Consider the following 22871-nt stretch of genomic DNA (forward strand, 5'->3'; position numbering starts at 1 on the left):
CATGCCGGTTGTCCGCCCCGGAGCTCGTACGCCTAACAGGCCATTGACACGCGGTTCGCCTCAGCGATGATTGCCGCGCGATGAGTCACGCTGGCGCCGAGTCCACTTTATCCACCTTCACTGCCAGCGACGGCGACAACCTCGCTGTGCAGGACTGGTACCTTCCCGAGGGCCTGCCGCAACGCGGGGTCGCGCTGGTCGTGCACGGGCTCGGCGAGCACGCCGGCCGCTACGACGCCTTCGCCCACGTGCTCAATGGCTGGGGCTACGCGGTGCGCAGCTACGACCAGTACGGCCATGGCGAGTCGGACGGCCTGCGCGGCGGACTGCCGCATCCCAATCGGCTGCTCGACGACATGGCGGACCTCGTGGAAAGCACGCGCGTGCGCAATCCCGGCAAGCCGCTGGTGCTGGTGGGGCACAGCATGGGCGGGCTGGTGGCGGCGAGCTTCGTCGCCCGCACGCTGCACGCCGTCGATGCACTGGTGCTGTCCTCGCCGCTGCTCGCGATGCGCCTGAATGCGGCACAGCGCCTCATGATGTCCGTGGTGCCGCGCATCGCGCCCAACCTGACCGTCCCCAACGGGCTGAACCCGCAGTTCCTCTCGCACGACCCGCGGGTGGTGCAGTCCTACCTGAACGACCCGCGGGTGCACGACCGCATCTCCGGGCGGCTCGCGAGATTCCTGGAAGAAGAAGGCTCTCTGGTGCGCTCGCGCGCGGCCTCGTGGAACGTGCCGACGCTGCTGATGTACGCGGGCGACGACCGCCTGGTGGACCCGCGCGGCAGCGAGCTCTTCGCGGCCAGTGCTCCGCCGCGCTTCGTCACTGCCCGCCGCTTCGACGGGATGTATCACGAGATCTTCAACGAGCGCGAAGCGCAGCCCGTCTACGCCTGCCTCAGGCAGTGGCTGGACGCACGTTTTTGAGCGCCAGCCACGCCAGCCCGATTCCGACCATCGCCACCGGCAGCAGCGAGCCGACGTTCAGCCAGGTCCAGCCCTGCGTCGTCACCAGCACGCCGGATGCGAACGAGGTGCACGCCAGCGTGGCGAAGATGAAGAAGTTCAGCGCCGCCTGCGCGCGGTCCTTCTCCTCCGGCGCATAGGCGGTCAGCGACACCGTCGTGCTGCCGGTGAAGAGGAAGTTCCAGCCGACGCCCAGCAGGAACAGTGCGACACTGAACTGCTCCAGCGCCACGCCCGAGAGCGCGATCGAAATGCACCCGAGCGTGAGCGCCAGGCCGACCGCCATCACCGGGAGCGTGCCGAAGCGCTTGATCAGGTGTCCGGTGAAGAAGCCCGGCGCGAACATGCCGATGACGTGCCACTGCAGCACGAAAGCGGCGTCTCCGAAAGGCAGCCCGCACTGCTGCATCGCCAGTGGCGTCGCGGCCATCAGCAGGTTCATCACGCCATAACCCAGTGCGCCCGCCAGCGCCGAGACCAGGAAGGCCGGCTGGCGCAACAGTTGCGCGACGCTGCGGCCGGTGCCACGCGCACTCGTCGCCACGACCGGCGCCGGAAAGTCCATGAACGCGAGCAGGAGCATGGCGAGCAGGGCCACCACGGCCAGCGCCAGATAGGCGCCGACGAAGGGCCCTGCGAACCAGTCGCGCGTGCCGGCGGCCAGCCGCGGACCGATGGCGGCGCCGAGCAGGCCGCCGGCCATGACCAGTGAAACCGCCTTCTCGCGCATGCCGGGCCGGGCCAGTTCCGCCGAGGCGAAGCGGTACAGCGAGGCGTTCGCGTTGTAGTAGCCCGCCAGCAGCGTGCTGCCGCACAGCAGCCAGAACATGCGCGTGCTGGCCGCCAGCGCGCACAGCAGCGCCGACAGCATCGCCACGAGCAGGCCGGCCTGGAACGAGCGCTTGCGCCCGAAGCGCGCCTGCAGCCGTCCGACCGGTCCCGTGAACAGCGCGCTGCCCACCACGTAGCCCATCACCGGCAGCGTGGCCATCCAGCCGTAGGGCGCGAGCGCCAGCCCCACCAGCCCGTTGATCGCGATGAAGGTGACGTTGTTGGTGAGGAAGAGGCCCTGCAGGACGGCCAGCAGCCAGAGATTGCGGTTCATGCAAGGCCTTTCGCGAGGGTCAGGAGGGCCAGGGCAGCCAGCGGTGCGGTTTCCGCCCGCAGCACCCTCGGGCCGAGGTTTACCGGCTGCCAGCCAAGCCGCAACGCGTCGGCTTCTTCGCTGGGGGCGAACCCGCCCTCGGGGCCGCTCAGGAGGGTGACCGGGCCCGCGCCCGCATGCTGCGCCAGCGGTTCGCTGCCGGGCGCGAGCGAGAGGATACGACCCGGCGCTGACTGCGCTGCCAGCCACGACGGGAAGCCCTGCACGGCGTGCACGAGGGGCACCCGGTTGCGGCCGCATTGCTCGCAGGCGGCGATGGCGATCGCCTGCCAGTGCGCCTGCTTCTTCTGCGCGCGCTCGCCCGCCAACCGCAGCACGCTGCGCTCGGCCACCAGCGGCTGGATCGATGCGGCGCCGAGTTCGGTCGCCTTTTCCACCAGCCAGTCCATCCGCTCGTTGGCAGGCATGGCGAGCGCCAGGTGCACGGCGACGGGCGCCTCGCGGTCGATCGAGTGCCCCTGGCCCACGCGCACGCGGACCTCGCTGCGTCCCATGTGCTCGACGAGCGCGTCGTACTCGCCGCCGCGTCCATCGAACACGGTGAGTGCATCGCCCGGCTGCAGGCGCAGCACCTGCACGTGCCGGGCCGCCGCGGCCGGAAGCGCCAGCACCTCGCCGGTGACGAGGGCGTGGTCGCAGTACAGGCGCGGCACGGCGCTCAGACGCGGCCGAACGCGAATCCGCTCACGGCATCGCTGCCTTCCACCTGGTCGATCAGGCGCGCGAGCGGCGTGAGCTCGCGATAGCGGTGCGTGGTGGCGCGGATGTAGCCGATGAAGCGCGGTGCATCGGCCAGGTACTTGGGCTTGCCGTCGCGCAGCGTCAGCCGGGCGAAGATGCCGGCGACCTTCAGGTGCCGCTGCAGTCCCATCCACTCGACGGCGCGATAGAACTCGCCGAAGTCGGGGTCGACGGGCAGGCCGGCCTTCAGCGCCTTTTCCCAATAGCGCACCGTGATGTCCAGGACGAATTCCTCGTCCCAGCTGAGGAAGGCGTCGCGCATCAGGCAGGCGATGTCGTACGTGATCGGGCCGTACACGGCGTCCTGGAAGTCCAGCACGCCCAGCCGCGGTTCGGCCGCGTCGCGCGGGATCATCAGGTTGCGCGGCATGAAGTCGCGGTGCACGTACACGCTCGCCGACGCGAGGTTGCGCTGCATGATCAGGCGGAACTGCGAGTCGAGGGTGGTGCGCATCGCCGGCGTGAGCTCGACGCCGCGATGCTTCTGCAGGTACCAGTCGGGAAAAAGCGCGAGCTCGCGCGCGAGCAGTGCTTCGTCATACGCCGGCAGCACGTCCGGGCGGGAAGCGAGCTGCCAGGCCAGCAAGGCATCCACGGCCCGCCCGTACAGCGCCTGGGTTTCGCGGCCGGGCTCGCCGCCCACCACTTCGATCATGGTTTGCGAGCCCAGGTCGTCCAGCAGCATGAAACCTTGCGGGGCGTCCCAGTCCAGCACGCGCGGCACGTTCAGTCCCGCCGCGGCCATCAGGCCGGCCACCTTTACAAAAGGGGCGCAGTCCTCGCGGTCGGGCGGTGCGTCCATCACGATGTAGCTGCCGCCCTGCCCATCCACGCGGAGGTACCGGCGGAAGCTGGCATCCGCCGACGCAGGGCGGACGCTGGCGGGTTGCAGGCCGTGCGCCGGGGCGACGCTGGCAAGCCACGCATGGAACGCGGCTTCGCGCCGGGGGTCGTTCCAGGTGACCACGGAGGGGGTTGGCGCGGAATCGCTCATGGATAATCGATTCTACAAATCCAACGTGGCGCGCTCGCATCGCGCCCGGGCTCCCCAACCCGATGCATCACCCAAGAAACAAGGCGTCCGTCGCCCGCTTTGCCCTGACGCCGGTGGCCCTCGTGGTGGCCTCGCTGCTGCAGCCGGCTTCGGTACGGGCCCAGGACGCGGGCGCCACCTCGCCCAAGCTGAGGACGTCGCCGCTGCTGCAGGAGCGCATTCCCGCGCAGGCCCGCCCGCAACTGCCGACCTTCGTCGAAGGGGACCAGATCCAGGGCCGCACCGACCTCGAGACGGTCGTCGAGGGCCATGCGGAGTTGCGCCGCGCCGACACCGTCATCCGTGCCAGGCGCCTGGAATACAACAACGCGACCGACGTCGCACGCGCCATCGGGGACGTGCACATCAACAAGGCCGGCAACATCTTCGAAGGGCCGCTGCTGGAGCTGGAGGTCGGGACCTTCCAGGGCTTCTTCAACCAGCCGCGCTACCGGTTCCTGGCCAACGACGCGTATGGCGAAGCGGACCGCGTGGACTTCATCGACGACAAGCACTCGATCATCCGCAACGCGACGTACACGACTTGCCAGCGCAAGCCCGGCCCGAGCTGGATGCCTGACTGGATCCTGCGCGCCTCCACCATCGCCATGGACGAAGAGGAGGAGGTGGGACGCGCCAGCTCCGCCGTCCTGAGCTTCAAGGGCGTCCCGATCCTGCCCGTGCCGGCCCTGAGCTTTCCGCTGTCGGAGAAGCGCAAGTCCGGCCTGCTGCCGCCCACCATCGGCCTGGACAACCGCAGCGGCCTGGAAGTCACGCTGCCCTATTACTGGAACATCGCGCCCAACCGGGATGCGACGCTCTATCCGACCCTCATGACGCGGCGCGGCGTCGACCTCGCCGGCGAATTCCGCTACATCGAGCCCACCTACCAGGGGCTCGTGCGCGGGGACTTCCTGCCGAACGACCGGCTGCGTGACCGGGACCGCTGGGGCTTCACCGCGCAGCACACGCAGAATTCGCTGCGCATTCCGGGGCTGGGAGCGACCAGCCTGAACCTCAACCTGAACCGGGTCAGCGACGACAACTACTGGCAGGACTTCTCGCGCAGCACGGCTTCGCTCACGCAGCGGCTGCTGGCGAACGACGGCACGCTGGGCTGGAACTGGGGGCCGGTGAACTTGAGCGGGCGTGTGCAGCGCTGGCAGACGCTGCAGGACCCGACCAGCCCGATCGTGCCGCCGTACGACCGCTCGCCGGAACTCACGGCCCGCTACGGGAAGAACAACTTCTGGAGCGGTTTCGACTCGAACGTCGAGGCCGACTACACCCACTTCACGCACGCGATCCCCGACATCGTGCGGACCACCTTCCCCACGCAGCAGGAAGTCACCCAGCCCGACGCGCAGCGCAGCTACCTGATGGCGCAGGTCGCGCGCCCCTGGCAGGCGCCCGGCTGGTTCGTGATCCCGAAGGCGCAGGTGCACTCGCGGTACTACGCCTTCGACGCGCCGCTGGCCACCGGGCAGACCGATGCGGCCGTGACGGTGCCGACCTTCAGCCTGGACAGCGGACTGGTCCTGGAGCGCAAGGTCAGTCTTCTCGGCCGCAACTTCGTGCAGACGCTGGAGCCGCGCGCCTTCTACGTCTATACGCCCTTCCGCGACCAGAACTACCTGCCGAACTACGACTCCGCGCCGCTCGATTTCAACGCCGCGACGATCTTCTCGGAGAACCAGTACGGCGGCAACGACCGCATCGCCGACAACAACCTGCTCACCGTCGGCGCCAACACGCGCTTCCTCGATCCGGACACCGGGGCGGAAGCGGCGCGCTTCGCCGTCGCGCAGCGCTACCGCTTCTCCGACCAGCACGTCGTCGTGCCCGGGCAGACCACGCCGATCAGCGAACGGCTGTCCGACGTCCTGTTTGGCGCGTCGCTCGCGTACTCGCCGAAGTGGAGCGCCGATGCGGTCATGCAGTACAACTTCAAGGCGAGCCAGTCCGTGCGGTCCACGGTGGGCGTGCGCTACAACCCGGGCAGCTATCGCGTACTGAGCGTGGCCTACCGCCGCCAGCAGGGGATCAGCGAGCAGTGGGACATCGGCTGGCAATGGCCGATCAACGACCTTTGGGGCGACAAGGGCCAGGACCTCGGGGCGGGACGCGGCCAGGGCGAGGGCCGCTGGTACAGCGTGGGCCGGCTGAACTACAGCGTGCGGGATGCCGCGCTGGTCGATGGGATCGCCGGACTGGAATACGATGCGGGCTGCTGGATCGGCCGCGTCGTGCTGGAGCGGATGCAGGCCGGCACCGCGATCAACAAGCGGATCCTGTTCCAGATCGAGTTCGTGGGCTTCGCCCGGCTCGGCTCGAACCCGCTGCAGACGCTCAAGCAAAATATCCCCCGCTACCAGTTCCTGCGGGAGCGCGTGACCACCCCGAGCCGCTTCAGCAATTACGATTAGAGTGCAAGCACGATGAATTCTCGTTTTCTGGCGCTGGCGTTGGCCTGCGCGGGTCTCGCCGCTGGCGTCGCCCTTCCGGCCGCCGGCCAAGGCCTGCGCTCCACGCCGCAGATCGGTGTCCGCACGATCCCGCGTGCCGACGCCGGTCCGCAGCCGGCGGACTACATCGTCGCAGTGGTGAACTCCGAGCCGATCACCAACAACGAAGTGCGGCGGCGCATGGTGCGCTACGAGCAGCAGCTCGCCGCCCAGGGCTCCCCCCTGCCGCCGCGGGCGCAGCTCGCGCGCGAAGTGCTGGACCGCCTGATCACCGAGAAGGCGCAGCTGCAGGTGGCGCGGGAGACCGGCATCAAGGTCGACGATGCCACCGTGGACCAGGCGGAGCAGACCGTCGCCCGCCAGAACAACATCGACGTCAACGAATTGCGCCGGCGCGTGGTCGCCGAGGGGCTCAGCCCCGCGCAGTTCCGCGACGACCTGCGCAACCAGATCCTGCTGCAGCGCGTGCGCGACCGCGAACTGCAGTCCCGCGCCAAGGTGACCGAGCTGGACGTGGACGAGTACCTGCGCGACCAGCAGAACGCCCCCGATCCGGCGCTGGTGGAGATGAATCTCGCGCACATCCTGGTCGCCGTGCCGGAGAACGCGACGCCGGAGCAGGTGGCGCAGGCCAAGGCGAAGGCGGACAAGCTGCTGGAGCGCGCGCGCGCGGGCGAGGACTTCGCCAAGCTCGCGCGCGAGGGATCCGATGCGGCCGGCGCGGCGCAGAACGGCGGCGTGCTGGGGCTGCGTCCGGCCGACCGGCTGCCGCCGCTGTTCGTGCAGGCCGCAAGCAACCTGCCGCAAGGCGGCGTCAGCGACGTGCTGCGCTCGCAGGCGGGCTTCCACATCGTCAAGGTGCTGGAGAAACGCGCAGCGAGCAAGGCCGGCATGAGCGTCACGCAATCGCATGCGCGGCACATCCTGCTGCGACCGAACGCGCAGATGTCGGAGGCCCAGGCGCGCCAGAAGCTCGCCGACTTCAAGCGCCGCATCCTGGCGGGGCAGGCCGACTTCGCGACGCTGGCGCGGGAGAACTCGCAGGACGCCAGTGCCAAGAACGGCGGCGACCTGGGCTGGGCGAGCGCGGGGATGTTCGTCCCGGAGTTCGATGAGGTGCTGGATTCACTGCAGCCCGGCCAGATCTCCGACCCGATCACCACCCGCTTCGGCGTTCACCTGATCCAGCTGATCGAGCGGCGCCAGGCCACGCTCAGTCCGAGGGAGCAGCGTGAAGTGGCGCGCAACCTCGTGCGCGAGAAGAAGCTGGACGAGGCCTACGCCCGCTGGACGCAGGAAGTGCGCGGCCGCGCCTACGTGGAGCTGCGCGAGCCGCCGCAGTGAAGCACGTTGCGCGCAAGCGCTTCGGCCAGCATTTCCTGGCCGATGCGGGCGTGATCGACGCCATCGTGCGCGAGATCGCCCCGCGTGCCGGCCAGGCGGTGGTCGAGATTGGTCCCGGGCTCGCGGCTCTGACGCAGCCGCTGGTGGAGCGCCTGGGCAGGCTCACGGTGATCGAACTCGATCGTGATCTTGCCGCGCGCTTGCGGCAGCATCCGCAGCTGGACGTCGTCGAGTCGGACGTGCTGAAGGTGGACTTCGCCGGGCTGGCCGATCGCCTGGGCGTGCCGAAGCTGCGCGTCGTCGGCAACCTGCCGTACAACATCTCCAGTCCCATCCTGTTCGCGCTGCTGCGCTACGTGCAGCGCGTGGAGGACCAGCACTTCATGCTGCAGAAGGAAGTGGTGGACCGCATGGTGGCCGCGCCGGCCACCTCCGATTACGGGCGCCTGTCCGTCATGCTGCAGTGGCGCTACGCCATGGAGAACGTGCTGTCGGTGCCGCCGGAGGCCTTCGATCCGCCGCCCAAAGTCGACAGTGCCGTCGTGCGCATGGTGCCCTATGCGCAGCCTCCGGAGGTGGACGAGGAACTGCTGTCGGAGCTGGTGCAGGTCGCCTTCTCGCAGCGGCGCAAGATCCTGCGCAACACGCTGGGCAAGTGGCTGGAGCAACATGGTTTCGCCGGCACCTTCGACGTGCAGCGGCGGGCGGAGGAAGTGCCGGTCGCGGAGTACCTGGCCTTGTGTGCCGAGGTGAAGCGCGGTCAAGCGTCCCGCTGACGCAGGTCCGTCCCGGTGGCGGGCACCGCCGATGCCTGGCTTCGACGAAGGGGCGAAAAAAAGCCGGGCGAGCCCGGCTTTTCTTCTATCTGCTGCACCGGCTCATGCCGCCGCGAGCCAGTACCCCGCGTTGAAGGGGCTGCTCATGCGCAGTGCGAGAGGCGATACGTCCAGGATCTTGTCCGTGGGCATCTTCTCTCCATCGGTGGCGACCGGCTGTTGCACGGGTTCGCCCTGGGCCTCGTTCGCCCGTTCCGCTTGGCCTTGTTGCGCGGAACGGGCTACCGAAAAGAATAGAAACAGCGGAATGGGACTTTCCGGTCTGCCCAGTAATCTGCGGTGTCCCGGAAGATGTCCAGGAGCTGCTCGCGCGCTTCCTTGTCGAACTTCCCGTTGGCCGGGATGTGCTCCAGCACCACGATGAAGCCTGGTTGCGGGCCCGATTTGTGCAAGGGGTCCGTCATGCAGTCGTACAGCGCGTCGAAGTTCTTGCCGAAGTTCGCGGGCAGCGTGAACTGCTGGGCGATCATGTCCAGCACGTCCTGCTTGCTCTGCGCGGTCGCCAGGTTGGCGTAGAGGAAGTGGTGGCCGAGGCGGGTGGCGGTCTCCTGCAGGTTCTGCACGCGGAACGCGCGGATCGACTGCACGATGTTGCTCCGGACACCCTTGAGGGGCGTCTCGGAAATTTCAGGACGAAGTGGTTTTTCCATCTCCGTTTCTTTCTCTCTGGTCAAAAACAGGTCCCGCTTCATTTGGGGGTTCACTCCACGATCTTGCGAAAAATGGCGTAGGGGTCAGCGGTGTAGTAACAGGCATGCGGCATCCCCGGCGGATCTCCGCACACGATGCGCCGGGCGCCCCGGTCGCGCGATCCTGGCGCCGGCACGGTGTGTTCGCGGCTGGTCCCGCGCTTCTCGATCGGGAGCGGGCGCTCCCGGTTGCCGAACACCGCGCCGTCCTTGTCGTACGGAAACGGTCCGCCCAGGCGGATCAGTTCGTAGGTCTCCCGACCCGGCCGCGGCAGCTCGGTGGCGTGCACCGTCGCAAATCCGCTGGCGAGCGTTCCGTCCAAATCGCCCCGCGCGTTGACGGCGGGGGCCGCACCGATTGCGACGGCTGCCAAGGTGCTGGTGAGCACTAACTTGATCGCCGCGAACCGAGCCATGAACGGACCTTCTGGAGAGATCTTCAAGGGACGCCACCCGGGGCCCCTGCGGGCTCCGGTCCTGCTCATCCCCGGGTTAACCCGGAAACTTCAAGGCCGGTAGTGTGACAGTTGCGTGGCTTCCGCGCAAGCCGGCGCCCAAATTTTGGGCAGGGGGAAAGGCCATTCCGACACACGGCCGGCGCTCAACAAGTGAGCGCCGGCTTATGTGGATGGGCTCATCGGGCGGCGTTGGCGTCCGCGACGGTCAGGGCGGCGACGTTGACGATGCGGCGCACGGTCGTGCTGGCGGTCAGGATGTGCACCGGCTTGGCCGCGCCCAGCAGCACCGGGCCGATGGCGATGTTGCCGCCGGCGGCGGTCTTGAGCAGGTTGTAGGAGATGTTGGCCGCGTCGATGTTCGGCAGGACCAGCAGGTTCGCGTCGCCCGCCAGGGTGCTGTGCGGCATCACATGGGCGCGGGCGCGGTGGTCCAGCGCGATGTCGCCATGCATTTCGCCATCGACCTCGAGCCACGGCGCCTGCTCGCGCAGCAGGTCCAGGGTGTCGCGCATCTTCTGCGCGCTGGGGTGGTTGCTGCTGCCGAAGTTGGAATGGCTCAGCAGTGCAACCTTGGGCTTGAGGCCGAAGCGCAGCATTTCCTCCGCAGCCATGACGGTGATCTCGGCCAGCTGGCCGGCCGTGGGGTCGTAGTTGACGTGCGTGTCGACCAGGAAGACCTGGCGGTTCGGCAGCATCAGGCCGTTCATGGCGGCATACACATTGCAGCCCGGGCGCTTGCCGATCACTTGGTCGATGTAGCGCAGGTGGATGTCGGTGGTGCCCCAGGTGCCGCAGATCATGCCGTCGACATAGTCCTTGTGCAGCAGCATGGCGCCGATCAGCGTGAGGCGCCGGCGCATCTCGATCTTGGCCATCTGCACCGTGATGCCCTTGCGGTCGGTCATGCGGTGGTAGGTCTGCCAGAAGTCGCGGTAGCGCTCGTCGTACTCGGTGTTCACGACGTCGTAGTCGCGCCCCTCCTGCAGGCGCAGGCCGAACTTCTCGATGCGCTGCGCAATGATCTTCGAGCGGCCGATCAGCGTCGGTCGCGCGACGCCCTCGTCCGAGACGATCTGGGCGGCGCGCAGCACGCGCTCCTCCTCGCCTTCGCAGAAGGCCACGCGCTTCTTCGGCGCCGCCTTGGCCGCCGTGAAGATCGGCTTCATGGTCGTGCCGGAGGCATACACGAAGGTCTGCAGGTGCTCGCGGTAGGCGTCCATGTCCTTGACCGGACGCAGCGCCACGCCGCTCTCCTCGGCGGCCTTCGCGACCGCCGGGGCGATCTTGATCATGAGCCGCGGATCGAACGGCTTCGGGATCAGGTACTCGGGGCCGAAGGACAGTTGCTGCCCCGCGTAGGCCGCGGCCACCACTTCGCTCTGCTCCGCCTGCGCGAGCTCGGCGATGGCGTGCACCGCGGCGATTTCCATCTCCATGGTGATCGTCGTCGCGCCGGAATCCAGCGCGCCGCGGAAGATGTACGGGAAGCACAGGACGTTGTTGACCTGGTTCGGGTAGTCCGTGCGGCCGGTGGCGATGATGCAATCGGCACGGGCGGCCTTCGCCACGTCCGGGTCGATCTCCGGGTTCGGGTTCGCCAGCGCGAGGATCAGCGGGTGGGCCGCCATCTTCTTCACCATCTCGGGCTTCAGCACGCCGCCTGCGGACAGGCCGAGGAACACGTCGGCGTCCTCGATGACTTCGCTCAGCGTGCGCGCCGAGGTCTCCTGCGCGAACTGGATCTTGTCCTCGTCCATCAGCTCCTTGCGGCCCTTGTAGACGACGCCCGCCAGGTCCGTGACGTAGATGTTCTTGCGCGGCACGCCCAGCTTCACCAGCAGGCCCAGGCAGGCGAGCGCCGCAGCACCGGCGCCCGAGGTCACCAGCTTCACGTCCTTCAGCTGCTTGCCCACCACCTTCAGGCCGTTGAGGATCGCCGCGCCGACCACGATGGCCGTGCCGTGCTGGTCGTCGTGGAAGACCGGGATCTTCATGCGCTCGCGCAGCTTGCGCTCGACGTAGAAGCAGTCCGGTGCCTTGATGTCCTCGAGGTTCACGCCGCCGAAGGTCGGCTCGAGCGCCGCGATCACGTCGACCAGCTTGTCCAGGTTGTCCTTCTCGGCGATCTCGATGTCGAACACGTCGATGCCGGCGAACTTCTTGAACAGGACCGCCTTGCCTTCCATCACCGGCTTGGCCGCCAGCGGGCCGATGTCGCCCAGCCCGAGCACCGCCGTGCCGTTGGTGATCACCGCCACCAGGTTGCCCCGCGCGGTGTAGCGGAACGCGGCGGTGGGATCCTTGACGATCTCTTCGCAAGGCGCGGCCACGCCGGGCGAATAGGCCAGCGACAGGTCATGCTGGTTGACGAGCTGCTTGGTCGCCGCGATCTGCACCTTGCCCGGTGTCGGATGCTCGTGGTACTCGAGCGCCGCGCGGCGCAGTTCGTCGCGCTTGTCGGAGGCCTGGGACGGAGTGGAGGACATTTCGGGGGTCTCCTGGACGCCGATGCTGCAGGCGTCTTGTTCTGCAAGGAAAAGAGGCTGGGATTGTAGACCTCCGTCCTGCTTGGGGCCGGGGAAACCCTAGCGGACTGGCGCCCCGCCCATGCAGGTTGCGCATACCCTTGCCGGCAAAGAGCATTGGCGCGCGCGGCGGTGCGACCGTACAGTGCACCTGCCCAGGAGGAAGCACATGGCTGCCATCACCGAAGCCCAGCGCGAGGAGCGGATCGCCGCTGTCGTCGCGCGGGCAGACCCCCGCGAATCCACCGGCGACGTCCCGCTGGATACCTTCTCGCGAGAATACTTCCGCCAGGTGGACCTGGACGACCTCGACGAGCGAACGCCCGAGGACCTGCTGGGCGCCTTGCTGTCGCACTGGCAGTTCGCCTCGCAGCGCACGCCCGGTGTGCCCAAGGTGCGCGTGTTCAGTCCCTCGCCTGGCGCGGACGGCTGGGGTTCACGCCACAGCGTCGTGCAGGTCGTCAACGACGACATGCCCTTCCTCGTCGACTCGGTCTCGCTGGAGATCGCACGGCAGGGCCTGGTGGTCCACCTCATCGTGCATCCGGTCTTTGCGGTGAAGCGGGATGCCCGAGGCGTTCTGCAGTCGGTCGCGCCGCGGTCCGCCGCGCCCGACCTGCCGCGCGAATCCTGGATGTACATCGAGGTCGATCGCATGGTGGATGCGGAACAGCGCGCCGCGCTGTGCCACGGCATCGAGCGCGTGCTGGCCGACGTGCGCGCCGCAGTCACCGACTGGAAAGCCATGGTCGCGCGGCTGGACGAGGCGCAGCAGGAGCTCGCCTCGCCGCCTCCCGGCCTAGCCCCCGAGGAGGCCGCCGAGAGCCGTGCCTTCCTGCAGTGGCTGGCCGACGACCATTTCACCCTGCTGGGGTACCGCCGGCATGACCTGGTCGAGCGGGACGGCGAACTGGCGCTGCAGGTGGTGCCGGGCAGCGGGCTGGGTTTGCTGCGCGAGGGCCACGGCGAGCAGTCCGCCAGCTTCGCGGCGCTGCCGCCGCAGGCGCGGGCGTTGGCGCGCACACCTTCGCCGCCGCTCACGGTCACCAAGGCGAATACGCGCTCGACCGTGCACAGGGATGGCTACACCGACTACATCGGCGTCAAGCGCTTCGACGCGCAGGGCAAGGTGCTGGGCGAGGACCGCTTCATCGGCCTCTTCACTTCCAGCGCCTACGCGGCGCGCGTGGCCGAAGTGCCGCTGCTGCGGCGCAAGGTCGAAGCGGTCGCAAAGCGCGCCGGCTATGCGCCCGCCGGCCACCTCGCCAAGGCGCTGGAGCATACGCTGGAGACATTCCCGCGCGACGACCTGTTCCAGATCCCCGAGGACGAACTGTTCGACACGGCCACCGGCATTCTCGCGGTGGGCGAGCGCCATCGCGTGCGCCTCTTCATGTGGCAAGACCGCTTCCAGCGCTTCGTCTCGTTCCTGGTGTTCGTGCCGCGCGAGAGCTTCTCCACGCAGCTGCGCCTGAAGTTCCAGCGCATCCTGATGCAGCAGCTGGATGGCACGCACATCGACTTCGACGTGCTGCTCTCCGGCACCCAGCTCGCGCGCATCCACTTCACCGTGCGCGTGGCGCCGCATCCCATGCCGGCGATCGACCGCAAGGACCTGGAGCGCAGGCTGGCCACGGTCGCGCGCCGCTGGGAAGACGAGCTGCGCGACGCCCTGGTCGAGGCCGAGGGCGAAGCGCGTGGACTCGAGATGGACCGCCGCTGGAGCGCCGCGTTCCCCGTCGCCTACCGGGAACGCGTGACGGTGCGCGCCGCCGTGCACGACATCCGCAAGCTGGAGTCCCTCACAGAGGAACAGCCGCTGGCGCTGGCGCTCTACTGGCCGCTCGGTGCGCCCGAGGGTCGCCTGGGACTGAAGGTGTACCGGCTCGGCGCGCCGGTGGTGCTGTCCGACAGCCTGCCCATGCTGGAGCGCATGGGCGTGCGCGTGCTGGCCGAGGACAACCACCGCATCGAGGTGGGCACCGGCGCGCCCATGTACCTGCACGACTTCGCCCTGGAGGCGCAGCCGAACGAGGAGGTCGATCCGCAGGCCCTCGCCCGCCTGTTCGAGGATGCGTTCGCGCGCGTGTTCCGCGGCGAGGTGGAGAACGACGACTTCAACCGGCTGGTGCTGCTGGCTGCGCTCTCCGCGGAGGAAATCGTGGTGCTGCGCGCCTATGCGCGCTACCTGCAGCAGATCGGCTTCGCGCAGTCGCAGGCCACGATCGCCGCGACGCTGGCCGCGCAGCCGCGGATCGCGCGCATGCTGGTGTCGCTGTTCCGGCTGCGCTTCGATCCGAAGACGCACGACGAGGCCGGCGCCACCGCGCAGGTGAACGCGCTCGGCCAAGCCCTGGACAAGGTGAGCAACCTGTCCGAAGACCGCGTGCTGCGCCAGTTGCTGGCACTGGTGCAGGCGACGCTGCGCACGAACTACTGGCGCACGGGCGTAGGCGCGAGCGGCGAGCCCGGCCCGCGGCGCGCCTTCCTCAGTTTCAAGCTCGACTCGCACCAGGTGCCCGGGCTGCCGCAGCCGCGGCCGCTGTACGAGATCTGGGTGTACGCGCCGCGCTTCGAGGGCATCCACCTGCGTGGCGGCAAGGTGGCGCGAGGCGGCCTGCGCTGGTCCGACCGCCCCGACGACTTCCGCACCGAGGTGCTGGGCCTGGTCAAGGCGCAGATGGTGAAGAACACCGTGATCGTGCCGGTGGGCTCCAAGGGCGGCTTCGTGCTGAAGAAAGCGCCGCCCGCCAGCGACCGCGAGGCCTTCATGAAGGAGGGCGTGGCCTGCTACCAGGACTACCTGCGCGCGCTGCTGGATCTCACCGACAACCTGGTGAACGGCAAGGTGGTGCCGCCGCCGCAGGTGGTCCGCATCGATGGCGACGATCCCTACCTCGTGGTCGCGGCCGACAAGGGCACGGCCACCTTCTCGGACTACGCCAACGGCATCAGCGCGGAATACGGATTCTGGCTCGGCGACGCCTTCGCCTCCGGCGGCAGCAAGGGCTACGACCACAAGGCGATGGGCATCACGGCGCGCGGTGCGTGGGAGAGCGTCAAGCGCCACTTCCGCGAGCTGGGCCTCGACACGCAGACCACCGACTTCAGTGTCGTCGGCATCGGCGACATGTCGGGCGACGTGTTCGGCAACGGCATGCTGCTCTCGAAGCACATCCGGCTGCTGGCCGCCTTCGACCACAGGCACATCTTCATCGACCCCGATCCGGACACGCAGCGCTCCGTCGCCGAGCGCGAGCGCCTGTTCCAACTGCCCCGCTCCTCCTGGGGCGATTACGACACCTCCCTGATCTCCGCGGGGGGCGGCGTGTGGTCGCGCTCGGAAAAGTCCATCACGCTGTCGCCGCAGGCGCGTGCCGCGTTGGGCATCGAAGCGGTGCAACTCACGCCCGCGGAACTCGTGCACGCGATCCTGCAGGCGCCAGCGGACCTCCTCTACAACGGGGGCATCGGCACCTACGTGAAGGCCTCGGGCGAATCGAACGCGCAGGTGGGCGACCGTGCCAACGACGCGGTCCGCATCGACGGCGCGCAACTGCGATGCAAGGTGGTGGCCGAGGGCGGCAACCTGGGCTTCACCCAGCGCGGGCGCATCGAGGCGGCCTTGAAGGGCGTGAAGATCAACACGGACGCGATCGACAACTCCGCGGGCGTGGACACGTCCGACCACGAGGTGAACATCAAGATCCTGCTGGGCATCGCGCAATCGGACGGCGAGCTCACGCAGAAGCAGCGCGACCAGCTGCTGCCGCAGATGACCGACGAGATCGCGGCCCTGGTGCTGCGCGACAACTACTTCCAGACCCAGGAGCTCTCGGTGGGCGGGCGCATCGCGCCGCGCCAGCTCGAAGAGCAGGCGCGCTTCATCCGCTTCCTGGAAAAAGAGGGCGAGCTCGATCGCGCGATCGAATTCCTGCCTTCGGACGAGACCATCGTGGAACGCAAGGCCAAGGGCCTGGGCCTTACCAGCCCCGAGCGCGCCGTGCTGCTCGCGTACGGCAAGATGTGGCTCGACGGGCAGCTGATCGCCTCCGACCTGCCGGAAGATCCCTGGATCGCCACGGCGCTGGAGCGCTACTTCCCCGCGCAGCTGAAGGACAAGTTCGCCGCGTACATCCCGCGCCATCCCCTGCGGCGCGAGATCATCGTGACGCATGTCGTGAACAGCATGGTGAACCGGGTCGGACCGACCTTCGTGCACCGGCTTGGCGAGATCACGGGCGCCACTCCGCCGCAGGTGGTGCGCGCGTATCTCGCCAGTCGCGAGGTGTTCGGACTGGTGCCGCTGTGGCAGCAGATCGAGGCGCTGGACAATCGCGTGCCCGATGCGACGCAGGCGGAGATGGTGCTGGCGCTGCGCGGGCTGATCAGCCGCGCGACCACCTGGTTCCTGCGTTCGCGTCGGCTGGCGGAGCCCACGCAGCAACAGGTGGCCCGCTTCGCACCCGCCGTGCAGGCGCTGCGTGCGCACGATGCCGCCGCGGGCCTGCGCTCGCCGCGAGCGGAGAACTGGATCGAGAGCGGCGTGCCGCCGGAACTCGCGACGCTGGTGGACGGCAGCGAACGCCTCTATTCCGCCCTGGACATCGCGGAAACCGCGGCCGACGCGCAACGGCCGCTGGAGCTCACCGCGCAGGTGCATGCGGGGGTGGGGCAGCGCCTGGGCCTCGAGCGCATGCGCCAGCAGATCGAGCAACTGCCCGCGGAGAGCTACTGGCAGGGCCTGGCCAAGCTCGCCCTCACCGACGACCTGGTGGACCTGCAGCGCTCGATCGCGCAGCAAGCGCTGCGCCATGCGGACGGCGACGCGCGCGCGGTGCTGGACCGCTGGGAACAGGGCAACCGCCAGGCGCTCGAACGCGCCCACCGCCTGCTGCTGGACATGCAGGACACGCAAACGGGCGACCTGGCGATGCTGTCGGTCGCCTTGCGCGAATTGCGCAACCTCGTGTGACGCACTGGGCAGCCGCAGGTGGCACCGACGGTCGGGCACGGGCGGGGGCGCATCGTCGGTGAACTCTCCGTGCCGCACCCGGAGCTGCCGCGACTGCTCACGCGCATAGCGGTCACCCGCTATGGGCACGCGACGCCGGTCCCGGTTCCGGGCGCACTGCGCAGGCTGCCGGCGCCGCCGGAGAGCGGCGCCTGCGCTTCACCCACAGTGACTGGGCAGCTTATTCCGTGTTCGAGGAAGCGTTCACCTTGGGCCACCGCGCGGGTGGCGGGTAGAAGCACACGGGTCGCGGCGCGAAGCCGCCCGGATCAGGGGCCGAACGCTTCGGTCGAGAAGGTGGTGGTGTCCGAGCGACAGTTGGCCGGCAGGGCATTGCGCACGAAGCTCAGGTCCGAGCCGCAGATCCAGCCGTGCACGCTGGTGCCGAGATCGGCCGGCGTCGTCATGGCCGTCGTACTGTCCGCCTTCGCCGGCACCATGTAGACGAAGCGCCCGTTCATGCTGCTGTCGAGGTTGGTGATCGCGATGCGGATGACGCCATTCGACGAGGTCTGGACGCCGCCGGCGTACTCCGTCGCGCCGCCGGTGCCTTCGCAACCCCATCCCCCGGGCGGCGGCATGCTGTCTAGCGTGGGATAGCTCTCCGAGACCATGTTCTTGCACTGGCTGGCGGCCATCACGACCTCGGACACCCGGGCACGCCGGGTGTAGTCGCGCATCTGCGCCATGGCGATCGATGCCAGGACGGCCGCGATGCACACGGTGACGATCAACTCCACCAGGGTGAAGCCGGACTGTTGGCGCGAACGTCTCATGGGTGTTTCCCTCATGGGTCAGTAGGCAAGCGCCGTGCCACCAGCCAACCCGTGAATTAATTCGCATGAGCATACTTCGGGCTGACGCGAATGTCAGCTTCTGTAGCAAATCCTGCCCTCTCCCGCCCGCGCGCGCTCAGGTCCGCGTCAGCCGCGCATCAGGGTCTCGATCTCGTCGGCGCGGACCGGGACGCCCCGGGTGATCAGCTCGCAACCGGAAGGCGTGACGATCGCATCGTCCTCGATGCGGATGCCGATGTGGTGGAACTGCTCCGGCACGCCCTCGCCGGGGCGCACATAGATCCCCGGCTCGATCGTCAGCACCATGCCCGGACGCAGGATGCGGCTGGGACGGTTCTTGATCGTCTCGCCCGAGAGCGGGTCCTTGCGCTCGCTCACCTGCCCCAGCTCGCCCGGCTCCACGTAGCTGCCGCAGTCGTGGACGTCCATGCCCAGCCAGTGGCCCGTGCGGTGCATGTAGAAGGGGAAGTAGGCGCGCTTCTCGATCACGTCGTCCAGGCTGCCCACCTTGTTGCGATCGAGCAGGCCGACGTCCAGCATGCCTTGCGCCAGCACGCGCACGGCCGCATCGTGCGGATCGGTGAAGCGCGCCCCGGGCTTCGTCACCGCGGCGGCGGCTTCCTGCGAAGCCAGCACGATGTCGTAGAGCGTGCGCTGCGGGCCGGTGAACCGGCCGTTCGCGGGAAAGGTCCGCGTGATGTCGCTCGCATAGCCATCGAGCTCGCAGCCGGCGTCGATCAGCACCAGGTCGCCCTCGCGCACGGGCGCCACGTCGGCGCGGTAGTGCAGCACGCAGGCGTTCGGTCCCGCGGCGACGATGGAGCTGTAGGCCGGGTACTGCGAGCCGCCCAGGCGGAATTCGTGCATCAGCTCCGCATCGAGGTGGTACTCGCGCACGTCCTTGCCTTCGCGCAGCATGCGCGCGCAGGCCTGCATCGTGCGCACGTGGGCGCGCGCGCTGATCGCGGCCGCGCGCCGCATGATGTCCTGCTCGTGCGCGTCCTTGACCAGGCGCATCTCGTCGAGCACCGCGCACAGGTCGCGTTGCTGCTCGGGGCACAGCGCGCCGTAGCGCACGCGCGCGCGCACCCGGTTCAGCCAGCCGGCCACGCGCTGTTCCAGCCCTTCGTGGATGGCGAAGGGGAACCACACCGTGTCCCGGTTTTCCAGCAGCTTCGGCATCTGCTGCTCCAGATCGGTGACCGGGAAGGCCGCATCGACTCCCAGCGCGCCCAGCGCCGCTTCGGGGCCGAGCCGGTAGCCGTCCCAGATCTCGCGCTCCAGGTCCTTGGGCTGGCAGAACAGGGTGCTGCGGCCGTCGCTGGTCACCACCAGCCAGGCGTTCGGCTCGGTGAAACCCGTGAGGTAGTAGAAGTAGCTGTCGTGGCGGTACAGGAAGTCGGAGTCGCGGTTGCGCTGGCGCTCCGGGGCGGTCGGGATGATGGCGATGCCGTTGCCACCCAGCTGCGCGGCCATGTGGGCGCGGCGCTGGGCATACAGCGAGGTGGGCACGGTGGTGTTCATGCGCCCATTCTCCCGGAATCAGGCGTTCAGTTGCGCGAGCCGCTCGGGCGTGCCCACGTCGATCCAGGTGCCTTGGTAGAGCTCCGCCCCGACTTGCCCGCGGTCCATGGCCGCGCGCAGCAGCGGCGCCAGCGGGACCTTCAGCCCCTGGGGGTTGCCCCGGGGAATGCTGTCGAACAAGGCCTGGCGGAGCAGGGCGACCGTCGAATAGGTGTAGCGAACGTCGGCCTGGTTGAGGGCGCGCCCGTGCGCATCGAGTCCGAAGTCGCCCTTCGTGTTGTGCGGCGGGTTGGGGACGAGGACCAGGTGCGCCACGTCCTTGCCGGCCCGAAAGCGGTCGTAGGCGGCGCGCGTGAACAGGAAGCCGGGCATGTACACGTCGCCCGCCACCAGCCAGAAGCATTCGTCCAGCTGCGGCAGCGCGCGCGCGATGCCGCCCGCGGTCTCCAGCGCGCCGCCGAAGTCACGGCCCTCGTGCGAGTACACGATGCGCGCGCCTTCGCCTGTCTCGTGCCCGTAGTGGTCCTCGATCTGCTCGCCGAGCCAGGCGGTGTTGATCACCACGTCGCGAAACCCGCAGTGCGCGAAGGCATCGAGGTGGTATTCGACCAGGGGCTTGCCCTTCACCTTCAGCAGGGGCTTGGGGCAGGTGTCGGTGAGCGGCCGCATGCGCTCGCCGCGGCCCGCCGCCAGGATCATCGCTTGTGCAATGCTGATGTCAGTTCTCCTCGCCCCGATCCAGCGAACGTTGTTCCGTCCACTCCGGCTGGAAGCGGTCGACCAGCGCCTCCATCAGCCCGCGCGCGCGGGCCGAGTGGTCGCCGCTGAAGTTGCACACGTACACGTCGCAGGTGACCGCGCGCTCCTCGGCCCACGTGTGCAGGCAGACGTGCGACTCGGCCAGCAGCACCGTCGCCGTCACGCCACCCGGCCCCTTGCCGGCACCGGCAAAGGTGTGGAACAGCTGGTCCACCGGCTGCAGGCCCGCGGCGTGCACGGCCGACAGGCACCATTCGCCCAGCTTCGCTGCGTCGGTCAGCCAGGCGGGTTCGCAGCGGCAACGGTACAGGTCGGCGGTGAGGTGCAGGCCCTTCATGGCTGCCAGTATGACAAAGGACGCCCGCTGCGCACGCATGACTGCGGCGCCGGCGACGGCAATGACAGAAGGATTTGGCATCTGCGAAGCGTGTCATGCCGGGCGCGCAAGCGCCGCAGCCAAGGCCGCCAGGCCGGGTCATCTAAAATCGCGGGTTTCCCCCGATCCTTCCCCGGAGCAGCCCACCGATGGCCAATGAATCCCTGATGGCGAACGCGATCCGCGCGCTCGCCATGGACGCCGTGCAACAAGCGAACTCGGGCCACCCGGGCGCGCCCATGGGCATGGCGGACATCGCCGTCGCCCTGTGGCACCGCCACCTGCGCCACAACCCCGGCAATCCGCACTGGGCCGACCGCGACCGGTTCGTGCTCTCCAACGGCCATGCGTCGATGCTGCTCTACGCGCTGCTGCACCTGACCGGCTACGACCTTCCGCTGGGCGAGATCAAGGGCTTCCGCCAGTTGCACAGCAAGACGCCGGGACACCCCGAGGTCGACGTCACGCCCGGTGTCGAGACGACCACCGGCCCGCTCGGCCAGGGACTCACCAACGCCGTCGGCATGGCGCTGGCCGAGAAGCTGCTCGCGGCGGAATTCAACCGGCCCGGCCACGCGGTGGTCGATCACCACACCTACGTTTTCATGGGCGACGGCTGCCTGATGGAAGGCATCAGCCACGAGGCCTGCGCGCTCGCGGGTGCGTGGAAACTGAACAAGCTGGTCGCGCTCTACGACGACAACGGCATCTCCATCGACGGCCAGGTCACGCCATGGTTCATCGACGACACGCCCGCGCGCTTCCGCGCCTACGGCTGGAACGTGATCGGCCCGATCGACGGCCATGACGTGCAAGCCGTGGACCGTGCCATCGCCGACGCGCGCCGCAGCGCCGAGAAGCCGACGCTGATCGTCTGCAAGACCCATATCGGCAAGGGCTCGCCCAACCGCGCCAACACCGCCAAGGCGCACGGCGAGCCGCTCGGCGCCGACGAGATCAAGCTCACGCGCACGGCGCTGGGCTGGGACCACGAAGCCTTCGTGCTGCCGCAGGGCGTGTACGACGAATGGAACGCAAAGGCCCGCGGCGACGAGCTCGAGTCGGCCTGGCAGAAGCGCTTCGACGCCTACCGCGCCGCGCATCCCGCGCTCGCGGCGGAATTCCAGCGCCGCATGCGCGGCGAGCTGCCGGACAACTTCACCGACATCGCAGCCGACGTGATCGCCGCCGCGCATGCGAAGGCGGAGACGGTGGCGTCGCGCAAGGCCTCGCAGCTCGCGCTGGAAGCGCTGACCGCGGCGCTGCCGGAACTGCTGGGAGGCTCCGCCGACCTGACCGGCTCCAACCTCACGAACACGAAGAGCACGCCGCCGCTGCGCTTCGACCAGTCCGGCGACGTGGTGATGACCGACGGCAAGCCGGGACGCCACATCAACTACGGCGTGCGCGAGTTCGGCATGGCGGCCATCATGAACGGCATCGCGCTGCATGGCGGCTACATCCCGTACGGTGGCACTTTCCTGACCTTCAGCGACTACAGCCGCAACGCCATCCGCATGGCGGCCCTGATGAAGCGGCGCGTGATCCATGTCTTCACGCACGATTCGATCGGCCTGGGCGAGGACGGTCCGACCCACCAGTCGGTGGAGCATGCCGCCAGCCTGCGCCTCATTCCCAACCTGGACGTCTGGCGTCCGGCCGACACCGCGGAAACCGCGGTCGCCTGGGCGGAAGCCCTGGCCAACGCGCAGCGGCCGACCGCGCTGCTGCTCTCCCGGCAGAACCTGCCCTACGCGCCGAAGTCGCAGCTCGGCGGCATCGCGCGTGGCGCTTACGTGCTCGCCGATGCAGACGGCGGCGCGCCGGACGCCGTGATCATCGCCACCGGCTCGGAGGTGCAGCTGGCACTGAAGGCGCGCGAGCTGCTGCAGGCCGAAGGCGTCGCGGCGCGCGTGGTCTCCATGCCCAGTACGACAACTTTCGACCGACAGGAGCGCGAGTACAAGGAAGGCGTCCTGCCTCCCGGCGTGCCGCGCGTCGCCGTGGAAGCGGGCGTGACGGACTTCTGGTGGAAGTACGGTTGTGCTGCCGTGGTGGGCATCGACACCTTCGGAGAGTCGGCTCCTGCTAATCTGCTGTTCAAGCATTTCGGGTTCACGCCCGAAAACGTTGCCGACACCGTGCGCGCGGCGCTGCAACGGGCCGAATAGGTTTTC

The 22871-nt window shown here is 68.7% G+C and carries 16 protein-coding genes; 6 read left to right on the plus strand and 10 right to left on the minus strand.

From position 1 onward, the window contains the following. Nucleotides 1–80: 80 nt before the first annotated feature. Complete coding sequence (locus tag JJB11_RS06320) at nucleotides 81–929, plus strand: alpha/beta hydrolase (RefSeq protein WP_201167337.1); 849 nt, start codon at nucleotides 81–83, stop codon at nucleotides 927–929. On the opposite strand, the gene JJB11_RS06325 is transcribed toward JJB11_RS06320, so the two are convergent. The 3 genes from JJB11_RS06325 to JJB11_RS06335 are packed head-to-tail and all read right to left on the minus strand — an operon-like array spanning nucleotide 901 to nucleotide 3868. Beyond that, nucleotides 901–2073: an MFS transporter gene (locus tag JJB11_RS06325; protein WP_201167340.1), complete on the minus strand. Its 1173-nt coding sequence runs from the start codon at nucleotides 2071–2073 to the stop codon at nucleotides 901–903. The genes JJB11_RS06320 and JJB11_RS06325 overlap by 29 nt on opposite strands. Then, nucleotides 2070–2786, minus strand: coding sequence for a 16S rRNA (uracil(1498)-N(3))-methyltransferase (locus JJB11_RS06330; RefSeq protein ID WP_201167343.1), 717 nt, complete (start codon nucleotides 2784–2786; stop codon nucleotides 2070–2072). Before JJB11_RS06330 ends, JJB11_RS06325 begins: the two co-directional genes overlap by 4 nt. A 5-nt stretch (nucleotides 2787–2791) precedes the next feature. Beyond that, nucleotides 2792–3868 carry an aminoglycoside phosphotransferase family protein gene (locus JJB11_RS06335; RefSeq protein ID WP_201167346.1) on the minus strand — a complete coding sequence of 359 codons (1077 nt, stop codon included), beginning with the start codon at nucleotides 3866–3868 and terminating at the stop codon, nucleotides 2792–2794. Nucleotides 3869–3930: 62 nt separating this feature from the next. On the opposite strand from JJB11_RS06335, the gene JJB11_RS06340 reads away from it, so the two are divergent. Genes JJB11_RS06340 through rsmA form a run of 3 tightly spaced genes read left to right on the plus strand, consistent with a single transcriptional unit; the run spans nucleotide 3931 to nucleotide 8492 of the window. Then, nucleotides 3931–6333 carry an LPS-assembly protein LptD gene (locus tag JJB11_RS06340; protein ID WP_201167348.1) on the plus strand — a complete coding sequence of 801 codons (2403 nt, stop codon included), beginning with the start codon at nucleotides 3931–3933 and terminating at the stop codon, nucleotides 6331–6333. A gap of 12 nt (nucleotides 6334–6345) precedes the next feature. After that, nucleotides 6346–7716, plus strand: a complete 1371-nt coding sequence (locus JJB11_RS06345; RefSeq protein WP_201167351.1) for a peptidylprolyl isomerase — start codon at nucleotides 6346–6348, stop codon at nucleotides 7714–7716. Then, nucleotides 7713–8492 carry a 16S rRNA (adenine(1518)-N(6)/adenine(1519)-N(6))-dimethyltransferase RsmA gene (rsmA, locus tag JJB11_RS06350; RefSeq protein WP_201167353.1) on the plus strand — a complete coding sequence of 260 codons (780 nt, stop codon included), beginning with the start codon at nucleotides 7713–7715 and terminating at the stop codon, nucleotides 8490–8492. Before JJB11_RS06345 ends, rsmA begins: the two co-directional genes overlap by 4 nt. Nucleotides 8493–8773: 281 nt before the next feature. Here rsmA and JJB11_RS06360 read toward each other — a convergent pair whose 3' ends face one another. The 3 genes from JJB11_RS06360 to JJB11_RS06370 all read right to left on the minus strand — a co-directional run bounded on the left by JJB11_RS06360 (nucleotide 8774) and on the right by JJB11_RS06370 (nucleotide 12185). Then, nucleotides 8774–9202 carry a barstar family protein gene (locus tag JJB11_RS06360; RefSeq protein ID WP_201169003.1) on the minus strand — a complete coding sequence of 143 codons (429 nt, stop codon included), beginning with the start codon at nucleotides 9200–9202 and terminating at the stop codon, nucleotides 8774–8776. A gap of 50 nt (nucleotides 9203–9252) precedes the next feature. Then, complete coding sequence (locus tag JJB11_RS06365) at nucleotides 9253–9657, minus strand: guanyl-specific ribonuclease (RefSeq protein ID WP_201167355.1); 405 nt, start codon at nucleotides 9655–9657, stop codon at nucleotides 9253–9255. A 218-nt stretch (nucleotides 9658–9875) separates the two neighbouring features. Next, nucleotides 9876–12185, minus strand: coding sequence for an NADP-dependent malic enzyme (locus JJB11_RS06370; protein ID WP_201167357.1), 2310 nt, complete (start codon nucleotides 12183–12185; stop codon nucleotides 9876–9878). 208 nt (nucleotides 12186–12393) lie between these two features. Between JJB11_RS06370 and JJB11_RS06375 the strand changes: the two genes are divergently transcribed. After that, the gene (locus JJB11_RS06375; protein WP_201167359.1) at nucleotides 12394–17199 is read left to right on the plus strand and encodes an NAD-glutamate dehydrogenase; all 4806 of its coding nucleotides are present in this window, start codon (nucleotides 12394–12396) and stop codon (nucleotides 17197–17199) included. 308 nt (nucleotides 17200–17507) lie between these two features. Here the strand turns inward: JJB11_RS06375 and JJB11_RS06380 are convergent, their stop codons facing one another. From JJB11_RS06380 to JJB11_RS06395, 4 genes are all read right to left on the minus strand, one after another. After that, on the minus strand, nucleotides 17508–18014 hold the full coding sequence (locus JJB11_RS06380; protein WP_201167361.1) for a pilin: 507 nt from the start codon (nucleotides 18012–18014) through the stop codon (nucleotides 17508–17510). Between the two features lie 147 nt (nucleotides 18015–18161). Then, the gene (locus JJB11_RS06385; RefSeq protein WP_201167364.1) at nucleotides 18162–19559 is read right to left on the minus strand and encodes an aminopeptidase P N-terminal domain-containing protein; all 1398 of its coding nucleotides are present in this window, start codon (nucleotides 19557–19559) and stop codon (nucleotides 18162–18164) included. An 18-nt stretch (nucleotides 19560–19577) separates the two neighbouring features. Further along, the gene (murU, locus tag JJB11_RS06390) at nucleotides 19578–20258 is read right to left on the minus strand and encodes an N-acetylmuramate alpha-1-phosphate uridylyltransferase MurU (RefSeq protein ID WP_201167367.1); all 681 of its coding nucleotides are present in this window, start codon (nucleotides 20256–20258) and stop codon (nucleotides 19578–19580) included. 19 nt (nucleotides 20259–20277) lie between these two features. Beyond that, nucleotides 20278–20655, minus strand: coding sequence for an S-adenosylmethionine decarboxylase family protein (locus tag JJB11_RS06395; protein WP_201167370.1), 378 nt, complete (start codon nucleotides 20653–20655; stop codon nucleotides 20278–20280). Between the two features lie 188 nt (nucleotides 20656–20843). Between JJB11_RS06395 and tkt the strand changes: the two genes are divergently transcribed. Beyond that, nucleotides 20844–22865 carry a transketolase gene (tkt, locus tag JJB11_RS06400; protein WP_201167373.1) on the plus strand — a complete coding sequence of 674 codons (2022 nt, stop codon included), beginning with the start codon at nucleotides 20844–20846 and terminating at the stop codon, nucleotides 22863–22865. The last annotated feature ends 6 nt before the right edge of the window (nucleotides 22866–22871 follow it).

It is taken from the genome of Ramlibacter ginsenosidimutans (genome assembly GCF_016654015.1).
GTDB lineage: Bacteria > Pseudomonadota > Gammaproteobacteria > Burkholderiales > Burkholderiaceae_C > Ramlibacter > Ramlibacter ginsenosidimutans.

What these genes read in the sequence shown, in the direction of transcription:
- JJB11_RS06385 (WP_201167364.1), bottom strand. Translation starts at nt 19,559, where the DNA reads ATGAACACCACCGTGCCCACCTCGCTGTATGCCCAGCGCCGCGCCCAC.
- JJB11_RS06380 (WP_201167361.1), bottom strand. Translation starts at nt 18,014, where the DNA reads ATGAGACGTTCGCGCCAACAGTCCGGCTTCACCCTGGTGGAGTTGATC.
- JJB11_RS06340 (WP_201167348.1), top strand. Translation starts at nt 3,931, where the DNA reads ATGCATCACCCAAGAAACAAGGCGTCCGTCGCCCGCTTTGCCCTGACG.
- JJB11_RS06335 (WP_201167346.1), bottom strand. Translation starts at nt 3,868, where the DNA reads ATGAGCGATTCCGCGCCAACCCCCTCCGTGGTCACCTGGAACGACCCC.
- JJB11_RS06370 (WP_201167357.1), bottom strand. Translation starts at nt 12,185, where the DNA reads ATGTCCTCCACTCCGTCCCAGGCCTCCGACAAGCGCGACGAACTGCGC.
- JJB11_RS06345 (WP_201167351.1), top strand. Translation starts at nt 6,346, where the DNA reads ATGAATTCTCGTTTTCTGGCGCTGGCGTTGGCCTGCGCGGGTCTCGCC.
- JJB11_RS06365 (WP_201167355.1), bottom strand. Translation starts at nt 9,657, where the DNA reads ATGGCTCGGTTCGCGGCGATCAAGTTAGTGCTCACCAGCACCTTGGCA.
- JJB11_RS06395 (WP_201167370.1), bottom strand. Translation starts at nt 20,655, where the DNA reads ATGAAGGGCCTGCACCTCACCGCCGACCTGTACCGTTGCCGCTGCGAA.
- tkt (WP_201167373.1), top strand. Translation starts at nt 20,844, where the DNA reads ATGGCCAATGAATCCCTGATGGCGAACGCGATCCGCGCGCTCGCCATG.
- JJB11_RS06360 (WP_201169003.1), bottom strand. Translation starts at nt 9,202, where the DNA reads ATGGAAAAACCACTTCGTCCTGAAATTTCCGAGACGCCCCTCAAGGGT.
- murU (WP_201167367.1), bottom strand. Translation starts at nt 20,258, where the DNA reads ATGATCCTGGCGGCGGGCCGCGGCGAGCGCATGCGGCCGCTCACCGAC.
- JJB11_RS06325 (WP_201167340.1), bottom strand. Translation starts at nt 2,073, where the DNA reads ATGAACCGCAATCTCTGGCTGCTGGCCGTCCTGCAGGGCCTCTTCCTC.
- JJB11_RS06320 (WP_201167337.1), top strand. Translation starts at nt 81, where the DNA reads ATGAGTCACGCTGGCGCCGAGTCCACTTTATCCACCTTCACTGCCAGC.
- JJB11_RS06375 (WP_201167359.1), top strand. Translation starts at nt 12,394, where the DNA reads ATGGCTGCCATCACCGAAGCCCAGCGCGAGGAGCGGATCGCCGCTGTC.